Below are 14,212 nucleotides of genomic sequence, written 5' to 3'. Positions count from 1 at the left end.
ACTACTAAAAGGATTAAAATGAGAATTTTAATATTAAGCCATACTCGCAGAATTTCCAATTTCAAAATTGGAAGCCACCACTATGCGAATGGACTAAGTAATGATTGTGAAGTTGAGTATCTTGGCTTCCCATATACACTGCTTCATAAATTATCAGGAAAGTCGACAGATGGTGTTGAACAACTAAAAAAAAATGTATTAGATTTCAAATCGTTTTTTCTATTCCCGATAACGCTTAAAAATAATAAATTCATAATCGCAATTAATAGATTTTTTTTAAAGTTGAGTTTGCATAATAATGAAAAAAAGTATGACGTGATTATATGTGATTCACCATACTTCTCACCGTACGTTAATGTCATTCCACATAGCAGTCTGATTTATCGTCCAACAGATATTTATGAGTTGATGGATGGTGATAAGATTAATTATTATGAAAAAGATATTCTTACAAAGTGTGATGGGGTTATTGCAACATCAGAAGTAGTGATGCACTATTTAAAGACTAACTATGAAATGTTGATAAAAGATAAAAAAATATTGGAAGTTCTGAGCAACGGCTATGACGATAGCATATTTAATAATGAAAATACTCCCGATAACAGACGGGATGCTATCTATATTGGAGCCCTAGATAAGCGCTTTGATTTTGATTCTCTCGATTATTTAGCAAATGAGTACCCTGACGATAAGTTTGATATCTATGGGCCGATAGCGCAAGAGTATCAACAACAAGTTCAGTTAATATCTAAAAATCGAAGCAATGTTACTTTTTTCGGGGCAGTTGATTATCAGCATACACCTTCATTGTTGAAAAAACATTGTATCGGTTTATTACTCCTTAAAAATAATGATCTGAATAGGGGAAGAAGTCCAATGAAGCTATGGGAGTACATATCATGTGGCTTGGTTGTTGTATATGGTGCAGTCGATGTTGAAGAAAAATATAAAAAATCAGGGCCACTGTTTAAGTATAATGATAATGAGGATCTTATTCAAAAATACAATCTTGCAAAAGAAAGTAATGGGACCAACTATCAAATTGACCTACAGGAACATAGTTGGTCATATAAAGTGAACAAATTGAAAATGTTATTATCCACTGAATAAATAGAATAAATTTAACATTATGATAACATATAAATCAGGCTATGAAAACTTTAATAGGTTTACGCATCTTATTTGTCCTGCAATATTATTATTATTTCTGGCTGTAGGTGTCTGCATAAGTCCTCATATAGCTTTTTGGATGGCAATTGCTTTATTAGCGACTAAATTTTCGGATGTTAAGCTTTTTCGGAATTTACTTTCTATCATTGCTATTTTAATGATTATATTTACAGTAACTTCCAGAGAGATTGGAATCTCAGCAAGTGATGACTTGACAGGTATATATATGACTATAGTCGCATCACAAAAAGAAGGGTACGGTATTTTTGGTACTTGGATGGGTGTTGAGATTGGCTATGGTGCATATATGCACTTTCTCCTACAGTTCATTCCTGATTTAAAACCGAGAATAGTTTTGCTATTCTCCGTAATATTATCAACATCTTTGTATCTCATTTGGATATTGCACTTTTTACTACCTAAAATCCCTTCAAAGCACAAGGGGTTAATACTGGCAATATCATTGTCATTTTTGCAAGTGGGGTTTCTATCACAGTTTTTAAGGCAAGAAATAGCAACACCCTTAATGTTGATGGCCATTTTTTTGTGGGAGGATAATAGCAAGAAGAAAGCCATATTTCTTTTATTGTTATCGATAACCTTCCACACTAGTTCACTTTTTATTTTTGTTTTCTATTTAATGTTCTCTAGGGGGCGAACGCTATACATCTTAATTGGTGCTATGACTTTTATGATAATGGTATCAATTTTGACATTTAAACCTTCAATATTAATATCTTTATTTGATGCACTACATTTATCTTTTTTTGGTAGTAAATTGGTCTATTATGAAACTGCTGCGAAAAATTCAATTGTAGACGCGGTAAAGAATGGTAAGTTTTTTTATATAATACTTTTGGTCGTACTGGTTAGGTGGAATTTAATTAAAAGTAATAGTCAAGTTATTGGTGATAATGATTGGCTGTTTAAAATGGCTAAGTTTTGTTTTTGGGGTAGTGTGTATACAATTCCTCTATTGCTATTACCAAATGCGAGTAGATTCTTTCTAGTTATACCCGGTTTTCTTTTCCCATTGTGCATATATGGGGCATTCAAGAAACAGATCGGATATGTTCATCTTTTGTTGATATTCTTTATTTTATTTAGCTTGCTTGTTCCTGGGCGTTTGAATGGTGGGATTGCTGAGGATTTTAATATTTGGATGTATTACCCTTGGTACAGTGATCAACTTTTCTATTACTTGAGTTGGATTAATAATTATGCGACGTAAAACTATATTTTTGTGGTGTTTATTAAGTTTTATATGTGCTGTTAATTCATCAAAAGCTTTTGCATATAGTGAAAAAAAAGGCCTTGGCGTTATACCGGGAAATAGTTTGAATAAGGGATACACAACAGGTTTTAAAAAACTTAATGTGCAGTGGTACTATAATTGGGGGATCTATCCAGAGCGGGGTATGCCTCATGGGATATTATATGTGCCAATGCTTGGTAATAAGAAAACACTGAAAAATATCAATGCGGTAACCTCATATCCTTATGTATTACTTTTTAATGAGCCTGATGTGTCGGGAGCGCTGACTAAATCTATCAGCCCGGAGGAGGCGGCTAGCTTATTCAAAAATGTAATGAATAAGTTGCAGAATATTAAGGTTATTAGTCCAGCTCCGCAAAATCCATGGAATAACTGGCTTACAAATTTTAATTCAATGTCTTTCAATTCTAAACCAATGAATGCTATTGCTATGCATTGGTACGGCTTGCCTGATATAAGTAAATTCAAAAGAGATGTTTTATATATCCATAATAAGTATAAAAGCAATCTATGGATTACTGAATTTGGTATTCGTATTCCATGTTCAGATAACTCTCTTGAGAATCAAAGGAAGGTGTCTGATTTTCTCCGGAACGCCCTGGAGTTCCTTAATAGCCAACAGTATGTTGAAAAATATAGTTGGTTTTCTCCCAAGAATAATACATCAGAGAGTTGCGATTTGAGATATGATGTTTTGATAAATTCTGACGGTACGCTAACAGATTTAGGTTTGCTATATTCCAAGTATTAAGTTTGACGTGAGAGGATATTTTGAATAATATTTTTTATTTGGTATCGAGACTACCAATTGGTTACTCTGGAAGAGAGTATATTCTTAAGCAAAATATAAAGATCATGCTTAATAATGGTTTTAAAGTGAAATTGGCATACTATGATGATGGCAAAATCAAAGAAAGTGAAATAAAAAGAGATTCATTATTAAGCAATGTTGAGTTATTTCCGTTAAAGAAAGTAGATACAAAAACTTTTCTCTTTAATTTGCTGTCAAGAAGACAACTTTCCATACAGGAATGTCTTTTTTATTCTGAAAAGCAAAGCAAAGCTATAGAGAAAGAATTAGCGTCTGGGAACTTCGATCTCGTCTTGGTCGATATGGTGAGAATGGCACATTTAGTGGAAAACATTAATTTCCCTGTGAAGTTGTTAGAGTATGATGACTTACTAAGTACTAGATATAAACGAATGAGGGATATCCATAGCGATAACTTTAATCTCCTTGGTACTTATGCTAGTAAATATCCCGTCGTGTTTTCTAAAATCGCAATTTTGCTTAAGGATTTTTTATTAAAATATGAAGAAAGAAAGATTTTTGAAAGGGAGAATTTTCTTTCAACAAAGTTTCATCGATTTTCCTTTACTTCTAAACTTGAAGCTAATGATTTTAAGAGTAGAATTAGATACCCTGGTAAGATTTATGACAATCCGCCTTGTCTACCAAATGGTTTGACTCATAGAGCGTTAGATAGAAAGTTGGACGATTTTATATTTGTTGGGAATTTAAAATCTAACCATAATTTGTCTTGTCTAAAAAACATTGTAAGAATTTTTTCAGATGATAGAGTTAAGAACATAAGTATTAACGTTTATGGTGACTATGACCAGCGGGCAAAGGTTATATGTAATAGTATCGGCAATGTCAAATTATGCGGGAGGGTAGAGGATTTGCATGAGAAGTTATTTCAGGCTAAATGTCTTATATCGCCTTTTTCCTTTGGCACAGGAATAAAAATTAAAATAATCGAGGCTATGCAGTGTAGAACTCTTGTAATGACAAATAGTATTGGGGCTGAAGGTATTCCAATCACAGAGAATATTCATTATCTTCTCTGTGAAAGCGATGAAGATTATGTTCAGAGTATTTTGAAAATAAACCAAATTGATTCTGATGACCCTTTGATTAGAAACATAAGTTCAGCTGCTTATGAAGTAATTGATAAAATTTATTCTGAGGATATTGTAAGCGATAATTTTCTTGAGTTTTTGCGGGGGCACAATGCGTAATAAAAAAAATCTTTGGGTGTTGGGACCCCGCGACAAAAAATTATCAGGCATTGGTCTTTACAGTACTAACTTAATTAAAGGGCTATCAAGCAAAGGATATATTGATGATGTTTTATATATCCCTTTTAAATCCCGCTCTGTCATGAGGTATTTATATCAGTTTATATACTTACCTATTTATTTAATGTTGTTCTCGTATAAATATAAACATGTGATTCTATATGAAGAAGCCTACTCTTTTTTGATTCCATTTTGTGATTTGTTCAAAAAAAGAGCCGTGCTAATATTTCATCATGTACCTGAAGAAAATTCAGCCGATTCGCTCATAGAAAAGTTGAAGTATTTCTATATGAAGATAGTTATGCTGTTCACTACTTTCTCCAGAACTATTGTTTTCCCAAGTGAATTCAGCAGGCAAGCATACCTAACAACTTTTCAATCATCAGGAAAGGCAAAGGGAAAAGTTCGTGTAGTTATTCCAAACTCCTTCGATTTTTCAAATGTAATTGATTCTGGAATGTCGGGAAATAATGCTGCAACTAAAGAGCATATCATTTCATTTTTGTATGTGGGTAGTGAAGAAGCTCGTAAGAATCTTAATGTAGCTGTTAGTGCTCTAGCTGAGTTAGGTCGCGATAATAATATAAGATTTACTAAAATAGGTAAGCCTATTGTTGAAGAGAATCGAGAGGAATTATTGGCAATACTTTCCAATTCCGCATTGGAATATAAAATCATTGATTTTGCTGATAACCAGAACCTTGAGTTTTATCTTTCATCTTGTGATTTTTTTATCATGCCGTCGCTGCATGAAGGATTTGGAAGAACGCCTATAGAGGCTCAGTATCATGGTAAACTAGTTATAGCATCAGATATCCCTGTTTTGAGAGAAACTATGGGTGATAGTGCAATTTATGTTCCGCAACCGCATCTTATAGAATCATGGGTCAAGATAATGAAGCAGGTTATTCTACTTGATGATGCAAAATTATATGATTACAGGACGAAAGCGAGAATAAATGCTCGTCGTTATTCAGTGGAAAATATAACAAGTAAGTTTATTGATGCGGTGATTGAACGATAAGTTTCCCCTGGGTACAATTTTTTCAAGAAGCATTTATAAACTTAATACGGCATACTTCATTTAAGTAATAAATCGAGCTTAAATTTAAGGTTTAGAATGTGAAGGTCTATAAAGATTAGCTTTGGCAATTTGCTATTGCTTAAACGTATATGATGATGTTTTTTAAATACTAACCTGCAAGTTTCGATTTGTAATACATAGTTGATTTCGTACTCCAAGAGGTGGGGATGAATTTTGAAAATATGAAATTATACTCAATCTAATTTGCCATTGCGCATAGAGCTCAATACTTATTAAGGAATATTAACATGTTACTTCCTGTAATTATGGCCGGTGGAACAGGTAGTCGTCTTTGGCCAATGTCTCGTGAACTATACCCAAAACAGTTTCTGCGTTTGTATGGAAAGAAATCAATGCTGCAGGAAACTATAACTCGTTTATCTGGGCTGGACATTCATGAACCAATGGTCATTTGCAATGATGAACATCGTTTTTTGGTTGCTGAGCAATTGCGTCAGCTGAATAAGTTATCAAGTAATATTATTCTTGAGCCCGTGGGACGTAACACTGCTCCTGCTATTGCATTAGCTGCACTACAGGCGACCAGACACGGTGAAGATCCATTAATGCTGGTATTAGCAGCAGACCATGTCATTAATAATGCACCTTTGTTCCATAACGCTGTCAATGTGGCTGAGAAATACGCAGAAGAAGGACACCTGGTTACCTTCGGTATTGTTCCGAATATGGCCGAGACTGGTTATGGTTACATTCAGCGAGGTAATGCACTTACGGATAGCGAACATACGCCTTATCAGGTCGCTCGCTTCGTTGAGAAACCCGATCAGGAACGCGCTGAAGCCTATTTAGCCTCAGGTGAGTACTACTGGAATAGTGGTATGTTTATGTTCCGCGCAAAAAAATATTTATCAGAATTAGAGAAGTTCCGACCTGATATTCTTGCGGCTTGCACATCCGCGGTCAACGCTGCTGATATAAGTAATGATTTCATTAGTGTACCGTATGATATATTTTGCGAATGTCCTGATGAATCAGTTGACTATGCAGTGATGGAAAAGACTGCCGATGCAGTAGTTATAGGTTTAGATGCTGAATGGAACGATGTAGGTTCCTGGTCGGCTTTATGGGATGTCAGTCCTAAAGATGAACAGGGGAATGTGCTTAATGGCGATACATGGATTCATGATAGTGAAAATTGTTACATAAATAGTGATGAACGGTTGGTTGCAGCAATCGGTGTAGACAATTTGGTGATAGTCAGTACTAAAGATGCTGTGTTAGTTATGGACAAAGATCGCTCTCAGGACGTGAAGAAGGCGGTGGAATACCTCAAGCAGAACCAGCGTAGCGAATACAAACGGCATCGAGAAATATATCGGCCATGGGGGAGAAGTGATGTAGTTGTACAGACTCCTCGTTTTAACGTGAACCGTATAACTGTCAAACCTGGCGGAGCTTTATCTATGCAGATGCATCATCATCGAGCAGAGCATTGGGTTATTCTAGCCGGCACGGGCCAAGTGACCGTAAATGGGAAACAGTTTCTCCTGACAGAAAATCAGTCAACATTTATACCTATTGGAGCAGAGCACTGTTTGGAAAACCCTGGTCGTATTCCCCTGGAAGTGCTCGAAATTCAGTCGGGTTCTTATCTTGGTGAGGATGATATTATCCGGATTAAAGATCAGTATGGTCGTTGTTAATTCTTAGGGACAAATGGAAAAATGAAACAGTTAACATGCTTTAAGGCCTATGATATTCGTGGGGAGTTGGGCGAAGAACTCAATGAAGATATCGCCTATCGTATTGGCCGCGCTTATGGCGAGTTACTCAAGCCCAAGCAGGTTGTAGTTGGTGGTGACGTACGCTTAACCAGTGAAGCTCTAAAATTAGCTTTAGCCCATGGCTTGATGGATGCGGGTACTGATGTGCTTGATATTGGCGTAAGCGGGACTGAGGAGATTTATTTTGCTACTTTTCATCTTGGTGTCGATGGGGGCATCGAGGTGACAGCCAGCCACAATCCAATGAATTATAATGGGATGAAGTTGGTACGTGAAGATGCTAAGCCAATCAGTGGTGATACGGGACTGCGTGACATTCAGCGTCTTGCAGAAGAGAATCGGTTTGGGCCTGTAGATAAGGATTGTCGCGGTACCTTGCGTCATATTTCTATCTTAAAAGAATATGTTGATCACTTGATGGGCTACATTGACTTAGCTAATTTTACCCGTCCTCTTAAATTGATTGTTAATTCCGGTAATGGTGCTGCCGGTCACGTTATTGATGAAATTGAAAAACGCTTCTTATCAGCTGGTTCCCCTGTGACTTTTGTAAAGGTACATCATCAAGCGGATGGTAATTTCCCGAATGGTATTCCCAACCCGTTGCTCCCCGAATGCCGGAAAGATACAGCTGACGCGGTTCGTGAGCATCGAGCAGATATGGGTATCGCTTTTGACGGTGATTTTGATCGTTGCTTTCTTTTCGATAACGAGGCGGAATTTATTGAGGGGTATTATATTGTTGGCCTGCTAGCAGAAGCATTTCTACAGAAACAACCCGGCGCGAAAATTATCCATGATCCCCGCTTGACATGGAATACGGTCGATATAGTGAATCGCTGTGGTGGAACACCAGTCATGTCTAAGACGGGGCATGCATTTATTAAGGAGAGAATGCGTCAGGAGGATGCGATTTATGGGGGAGAAATGAGTGCACATCATTACTTCCGTGATTTTTCGTATTGCGACAGTGGTATGATCCCGTGGTTGTTGGTGGCGGAGTTATTATGCTTGAAAAAAAGTTCCCTGAAGTCGCTAGTTTCCGATCGACAAGCAGCTTTCCCTGCTTCCGGAGAAATTAACCGTAAATTGATCAATGCTGAGGATTCTATTTCACGTATTCGAGCTCGATATGAACCAGGAGCGGTGGAAGTAAATACTATAGATGGTATAAGTATCCAATACCCTGAATGGCGATTTAACTTGCGTACATCTAATACAGAACCAGTCGTTCGTCTGAACGTGGAGTCGAAAGCGGATAAAGTACTTATGGAAAACAAAACCAAAGAAATACTTGGTTACCTTGAGTGATTTCTAGTTAAATTAAGTAAAAAACAAACTCAGCAAGTTACTTTTATCTAAGTACTTGCTGGTCATTAACTTAAAAATTAATATAAAGACGAGAGCCATATGAAAAACAAGAATATATATGTAACACAACCTTATCTTCCAGAACTGAATGAATTTATTCCGTATTTGGAGAATATTTGGGAGAATAAAGTTCTGACGAATGGTGGCCCTATGCACCAAGAGCTAGAAAAAGAGCTTTGTCATCATTTGGGAGTAAATGAAATTGCCTTGTTTAATAATGGAACTATCGCGCTTCTTACCGCTCTGCAGGCGCTTAGGATTACGGGAGAAGTAATAACTACTCCATATTCATTTGTCGCAACTGCACATTCTTTATTATGGCATGGAATTAAACCTATTTTTGTCGATATCGATCCGATTACACTAAATATTGATCCTGAGAAAATAGAAGCTGCAATTACACCTCAAACGACAGCAATCATGCCGGTGCATTGTTATGGTAATCCTTGTGATGTAGAGCGTATTCAGGAAATCGCCGACAACTATAATTTAAAGGTTATTTATGATGCAGCTCATGCATTTGGTGTGACTGATAAGGGGGGGAGTATACTTAGACATGGTGATTTAAGTGCCATCAGTTTTCATGCGACAAAAGTTTTTAATACTTTTGAAGGTGGTGCAATTATTTGTCCAGATCAGAAAACAAAGACAAGAATTAATAACCTCAAAAACTTCGGAATTGTCGATGAGACAACTGTTGTAGCACCCGGCATCAATGGTAAGATGAGCGAAATTAATGCAGCATTTGGTTTGCTACAACTTAAATATGTTGATGATACCATCTTACGTCGAAAAGAAATTGATGAAAGATATCGCGAGGCTTTCTCTGAATTAAAAGGAATTACTGTAGTACCTCAATCAGGACAAGTGAATGCTAACTATGCATACTTCCCTATTTTAGTAGAGGATGATTTCCGCATGAATAGAGAGGAACTCTATGATTTTTTGAAGGAAAATAACGTGTATTCCCGCCGTTATTTCTATCCTTTGATTAGCGATTTTTCAATGTATAAAGGAATGAAGTCAGCATCTAAGGAAAATCTTCCTGTTGCCAATGAAATAGCACGTAAGGTTCTTTGTCTGCCAATATATCCTACGTTGACAAAAGAAGATCAAGAACGAGTAATTTCACTGGTATGGGGGGCATAATGGCATACTACACCAATGCTGAATTAGAAGGTTTAGGGTTTTGTGAAATTGGCAATAATGTTAAAATTTCTAAAAAAGCATCTTTATATAATTGCAAGAAAATTTCAATAGGTAATAATGTGAGGATCGACGACTTTTGCGTTCTATCAGCAGGAGAAGGCGGCATTCTTATTGGAAACAATATTCATTTAGCGATTAATAGTTCAATTATTGGTGCAGGGAAGGTTACCATTTCTGATTTTGCTAATGTATCATCTAGAGTTGCGATTTATAGCAGCAATGATGATTATAGTGGCGAGTTTATGACTAATCCAACAGTTAGTGAAGAGTATACTCGTGTATTGCATGCAGATGTTTTCATAGGGAAACATGTCATAATCGGTTGCGGTAGTGTCGTGCTACCTGGCGTAAACATTGAGGACGGTGTTGCTATAGGAGCACTAAGTTTAGTTAACACTAATTGCCAGGCTTTTCACATATATGGAGGGACACCGGCACGTCCTCTAAAAGAGCGAAAAAAAGATTTATTGCATCTTGAAGAGATGCTAAAAAACGCAAAAATTTAATGATGGAAAAGATAAATATATTACATCTTTGTACAGATGAGAAGTTTATAGACCGAGCGGTTAATATTTTCGAAATAGCCTTCCCTGAACAGAATTCACTTTGTGTATACAATAAAGGGAAACCTATTGTACATATTAAAAGACCAGTTGATATCTGTGTCGGAGCCAAAGAGTCACTTTTAGGAGTCAATTTTTCAGATATTGGTCACTTTGATATAGTCGTTGTTCATGCATTGGCCAAAATTTGGTATAGAACAATCGAGAAATTAGATAAAAATATCCCCATTGTATGGTTGGGATGGGGTTATGATTATTATGATTTAATTGGTGGCGATGAGAAATGGTTGCTTCAAGATACCTATTCTTTTTATAAAGAGGAGTCCCAAAAAAGAAAGTTTACACAATTCCTCAAGGATACAATTCTCTACCCGAGATGGAGGCAGTCTCGGGTTATTGAAAAAATACAGTATTTCTCGCCTGTATTACAAGATGAATATCAGGCTATAAGAAATAGTCGCGCGTGGAAATCTTTTCCAGAACAAGTCGACTGGAATTATAGCCCTGCTGAAAAAGATTTGTCTTACTATGTATCTAGCTTCGACGATGTCGGTGTTATTGGAAATAATGTATTAGTAGGGAACAGTGCAACTAATACGAATAACCACCTGGAGATTTTTCGTACGCTAAAGCATATAAACTTACAGGGTAGGAAATTTATCATTCCACTTAATTATGGCGATAAACTATATGGAGAAAAAATTAGTCGGATCGCCCATGAATTGCTTGGTTCAGATGCTGATGTTCTGGTCAAATTCATGCCGATTGATGATTACATGGAAAAAATTAGTTCATGTGGTTTTGTTATTATGAATCATGTTAGACAGCAGGGGGTTGGAAATATTATAAGCATGCTTTATATGGGGGCGAAAGTCTTTATTCGCGAGGAGAATCCAACTTTTATTTATCTTAAAAGGAACGGGATAACAGTTTTCTCTGTTCAAGAACTTGAGCGTAATCCTAAGCTTTTATTTTCTCCCTTATTGCCATTAGAGGTTTTGAATAATAGGGCTATAATTGAGAATTTGTGGTCAAATTCAGCGTTATTGGAAAAAACAAAAAAACTCATATACACTCTGATGAGTAAGTAAGGGGGAGGGATTGAAACTTAAAGTTGTTTTATCATTCGCAATTGGGCCAGTAGGGGCAGCTTTTTTAGGGTTCGTTACTTTGCCGTTGATGACTTGGTTATATTCTCCTGAAGATATTGGCCGTTTTGGAATGTTGAATGTAGCTATATCTTTCTCTGTTTTAATTTATTGTTTGGGGTTAGATCAGGCGTACGTTCGCCAGTATCATGAAAGTGAAGATAAAGCCAAGTTACTCAAGATATCAGTGATTCCAGGGTTGTTATTAATACTGCTTACAGCTGCAGTATTCTTTATAAAGCCAGGCTATTTATCCTCATTGCTATTTGGGGTTGATTCTGCCGAGATTGGTTTTTTATCAATTTTTATTATTATTATCAGCTTTAGTTTGAGGTTTTTATCACTTGTTCTTAGAATGGAAGGACGTGGTGGTTATTTTTCATTAAGTCAGCTGATTCCAAAGCTTGTCGTTATTGGTTGTTTTCTGTTTTTTTATTTTTTTTGGGAGAAACATGATTTTCCCCAATTGTTATGGGCTAACCTTTTCGGCTTTTTATCTACTTTACTTGTGATTTTATTAATTACAAAAAAAGACTGGATAGCAGCAATATCTTCAAAGATTGACTATCAAAAATTGAAGGATATGTTTTTTTTCGGTTTTCCATTAATATGGGGGGGGATAGCCTTTTGGGGCGTAACTGCCATGGATCGCGTTTTTTTACGCAGTTTGTCAACATTCGAACAGTTGGCTATATTTTCTGTAGCTATAAGTTTTGCTAATGCTGCAAGTATAATACAGAATATTTTCTCCACGCTTTGGGCACCAATGGTGTATAAAATATCTAATGACGATGAAGAAAGTATTAAACTAGTTAATAAAGCATCGCAATATATATTATTGGTTGTTGTAACTGTATTTTGTATCGCAGGATTATTTTCTTGGCTTGTAGATTTTTTCATACCTACTACTTATGCTGATGTTAAGTTTATTCTGTTAGCATGCTTGGGATATCCTTTGCTATATACACTATCGGAAACTACGGTAGTTGGAATTGGTATTAGTAAAAAAACGTCTTATTCTATGCTGGCATCAGTGTTAGCATTGGGTATTAACCTTGTATTAAACTATGTAATGGTTCCCAAGTTTGGAGCCGCTGGTGCGGCAGTCAGTACTTGCTTAACTTTTTGGTTTTTTCTTGTTTTTCGAACTGAATTTTCAATACTCAGCTGGAAAAAAATGCCGCGCTTAGACTTATATTTTTTTACCTTTCTGTGTGTTTTTGGTTCTATGGTAGAGGCTCTCTGGGGGCGAAATTACAGCATGTATTTAAAATATTACTGGGTAGTAGTATTGATGCTATTTTTCTTTAAAAAGAGAGACTTGTTGGTGAATTTGATGAAAAGGAAGGCGTTATAATGAACAACTTATTTGACCATCAAACATGAAGTACAATATCTTTATAAGATTTATAGATACGTATTCGATTTTATAGTGTCTACGATGTTATGCTCTATTTTTGTTTACATTTGATATAGATAATCTAGGTAAGTAAATATGAAAATTCTTGTTACTGGTGGCGCCGGTTTTATTGGGTCTGCTGTTGTACGTAATATCATTGATAATACTCAGGACGAGGTGCGGGTCTTAGACAGTCTGACTTATGCAGGGAACCTAGAATCCTTATCTTCTGTCGTTGATAATGAGCGCTACTCTTTTTCTTGCACAGATATTACTGATGCAATAGCCGTTGCAACGCAATTCAGTGAATTCCAGCCAGATATAGTGATGCATCTTGCCGCTGAGAGTCATGTAGACCGCTCTATTGATGGACCGGCAGCTTTTATTCAAACCAACTTGGTCGGTACTTTCATTTTATTAGAAGCTGCACGTAATTACTGGTCTTCCTTGGATACTACTAAGAAAAATATATTCCGGTTTCATCATATATCTACAGATGAAGTTTATGGTGACCTTGATGGTACAGATGCCCTCTTTACAGAGGACACATCGTATGCGCCAAGTAGTCCATATTCTGCCTCTAAGGCTGGTAGCGATCATTTAGTGCGTGCCTGGAACAGAACTTATGGTTTGCCTGTCGTAATAACTAATTGCTCCAACAATTATGGGCCATATCACTTTCCCGAAAAGCTAATTCCGTTGACGATCCTGAATGCTTTGGCTGGTAAACCTCTACCTGTTTATGGTAATGGCGAGCAAATTCGCGACTGGCTGTATGTTGAAGATCACGCCCGAGCATTATATACAGTCGCGACAAAAGGAAAGAGTGGAGAAACCTATAATATTGGTGGGCATAATGAACGTAGGAACATTGATGTCGTTCTAGCTATTTGTTCTATTCTTGACAGTATTCTAGAGAAGAAGCCTAATAATATAAGTAGTTTCGCGGAGTTAATTACTTTTGTTGCGGACCGCCCAGGTCATGACTTACGCTATGCTATTGATGCCTCAAAAATTCAGCGAGAGCTGGGATGGATACCTCAAGAAACATTTGAAAGCGGCATCGAAAAAACGGTGCATTGGTATTTGAACAATCAGACCTGGTGGCAACGTGTGCTTGATGGTTCTTACGCAGGTGAGCGTCTTGGTCTGAATAAATAATAAG

General features: G+C 36.6%; 12 protein-coding genes. All 12 read left to right on the top strand.

Features of this window, described 5'->3' with window-relative positions:
* The first annotated feature begins 18 nt into the window (after positions 1-18).
* The 12 genes from ABLU80_RS14820 (at position 19) to rfbB (ending at position 14,208) form a co-directional block, all read left to right on the top strand.
* Positions 19-1,110: a glycosyltransferase gene (locus ABLU80_RS14820; RefSeq protein ID WP_348850121.1), complete on the top strand. Its 1,092-nt coding sequence runs from the start codon at positions 19-21 to the stop codon at positions 1,108-1,110.
* Between the two features lie 19 nt (positions 1,111-1,129).
* Positions 1,130-2,401 carry an EpsG family protein gene (locus ABLU80_RS14815; RefSeq protein WP_260841224.1) on the top strand — a complete coding sequence of 424 codons (1,272 nt, stop codon included), beginning with the start codon at positions 1,130-1,132 and terminating at the stop codon, positions 2,399-2,401.
* Complete coding sequence (locus ABLU80_RS14810; RefSeq protein WP_260841225.1) at positions 2,391-3,197, top strand: glycoside hydrolase family protein; 807 nt, start codon at positions 2,391-2,393, stop codon at positions 3,195-3,197. Before ABLU80_RS14815 ends, ABLU80_RS14810 begins: the two co-directional genes overlap by 11 nt.
* Before the next feature lie 20 nt (positions 3,198-3,217).
* The gene (locus tag ABLU80_RS14805; RefSeq protein ID WP_260841226.1) at positions 3,218-4,468 is read left to right on the top strand and encodes a glycosyltransferase; all 1,251 of its coding nucleotides are present in this window, start codon (positions 3,218-3,220) and stop codon (positions 4,466-4,468) included.
* The gene (locus ABLU80_RS14800) at positions 4,461-5,552 is read left to right on the top strand and encodes a glycosyltransferase (protein ID WP_348850120.1); all 1,092 of its coding nucleotides are present in this window, start codon (positions 4,461-4,463) and stop codon (positions 5,550-5,552) included. Before ABLU80_RS14805 ends, ABLU80_RS14800 begins: the two co-directional genes overlap by 8 nt.
* Positions 5,553-5,860: 308 nt before the next feature.
* Entirely contained in the window at positions 5,861-7,276 is a 1,416-nt protein-coding gene (locus ABLU80_RS14795; RefSeq protein ID WP_260841228.1) for a mannose-1-phosphate guanylyltransferase/mannose-6-phosphate isomerase, read from the top strand.
* Between the two features lie 21 nt (positions 7,277-7,297).
* The gene (rfbK, locus tag ABLU80_RS14790) at positions 7,298-8,668 is read left to right on the top strand and encodes an O9 family phosphomannomutase RfbK (RefSeq protein ID WP_260841229.1); all 1,371 of its coding nucleotides are present in this window, start codon (positions 7,298-7,300) and stop codon (positions 8,666-8,668) included.
* Between the two features lie 99 nt (positions 8,669-8,767).
* A complete protein-coding gene (locus ABLU80_RS14785; protein WP_260841230.1) occupies positions 8,768-9,877 on the top strand; it encodes a DegT/DnrJ/EryC1/StrS family aminotransferase in 1,110 nt (369 codons plus the stop codon).
* Positions 9,877-10,443, top strand: coding sequence for an acyltransferase (locus ABLU80_RS14780; protein ID WP_260841231.1), 567 nt, complete (start codon positions 9,877-9,879; stop codon positions 10,441-10,443). The genes ABLU80_RS14785 and ABLU80_RS14780 overlap by 1 nt, the downstream gene beginning before the upstream one ends.
* On the top strand, positions 10,443-11,591 hold the full coding sequence (locus ABLU80_RS14775) for a TDP-N-acetylfucosamine:lipid II N-acetylfucosaminyltransferase (RefSeq protein ID WP_260841232.1): 1,149 nt from the start codon (positions 10,443-10,445) through the stop codon (positions 11,589-11,591). Before ABLU80_RS14780 ends, ABLU80_RS14775 begins: the two co-directional genes overlap by 1 nt.
* Positions 11,592-11,601: 10 nt before the next feature.
* The gene (locus ABLU80_RS14770) at positions 11,602-13,005 is read left to right on the top strand and encodes an oligosaccharide flippase family protein (protein WP_260841233.1); all 1,404 of its coding nucleotides are present in this window, start codon (positions 11,602-11,604) and stop codon (positions 13,003-13,005) included.
* 138 nt (positions 13,006-13,143) lie between these two features.
* Positions 13,144-14,208 (top strand): dTDP-glucose 4,6-dehydratase, encoded by a 1,065-nt coding sequence (rfbB, locus tag ABLU80_RS14765; protein WP_260841234.1) that lies wholly within the window; start codon positions 13,144-13,146, stop codon positions 14,206-14,208.
* Positions 14,209-14,212 lie beyond the last annotated feature (4 nt).

The sequence above is a fragment of the Klebsiella sp. CN_Kp104 genome (assembly GCF_040064515.1).
Taxonomy (GTDB): domain Bacteria; phylum Pseudomonadota; class Gammaproteobacteria; order Enterobacterales; family Enterobacteriaceae; genus Klebsiella; species Klebsiella aerogenes.
Note: the sequence above shows the minus strand (reverse complement) of the source record. Positions and strands in the feature narration are given on the sequence as shown.

Excerpts from the sequence above, each read along its gene's own strand:
- ABLU80_RS14820 (WP_348850121.1), top strand. The coding sequence starts at position 19 with ATGAGAATTTTAATATTAAGCCATACTCGCAGAATTTCCAATTTCAAA.
- ABLU80_RS14815 (WP_260841224.1), top strand. The coding sequence starts at position 1,130 with ATGATAACATATAAATCAGGCTATGAAAACTTTAATAGGTTTACGCAT.
- ABLU80_RS14810 (WP_260841225.1), top strand. The coding sequence starts at position 2,391 with ATGCGACGTAAAACTATATTTTTGTGGTGTTTATTAAGTTTTATATGT.
- ABLU80_RS14800 (WP_348850120.1), top strand. The coding sequence starts at position 4,461 with ATGCGTAATAAAAAAAATCTTTGGGTGTTGGGACCCCGCGACAAAAAA.
- ABLU80_RS14795 (WP_260841228.1), top strand. The coding sequence starts at position 5,861 with ATGTTACTTCCTGTAATTATGGCCGGTGGAACAGGTAGTCGTCTTTGG.
- rfbK (WP_260841229.1), top strand. The coding sequence starts at position 7,298 with ATGAAACAGTTAACATGCTTTAAGGCCTATGATATTCGTGGGGAGTTG.
- ABLU80_RS14785 (WP_260841230.1), top strand. The coding sequence starts at position 8,768 with ATGAAAAACAAGAATATATATGTAACACAACCTTATCTTCCAGAACTG.
- ABLU80_RS14780 (WP_260841231.1), top strand. The coding sequence starts at position 9,877 with ATGGCATACTACACCAATGCTGAATTAGAAGGTTTAGGGTTTTGTGAA.
- ABLU80_RS14775 (WP_260841232.1), top strand. The coding sequence starts at position 10,443 with ATGATGGAAAAGATAAATATATTACATCTTTGTACAGATGAGAAGTTT.
- rfbB (WP_260841234.1), top strand. The coding sequence starts at position 13,144 with ATGAAAATTCTTGTTACTGGTGGCGCCGGTTTTATTGGGTCTGCTGTT.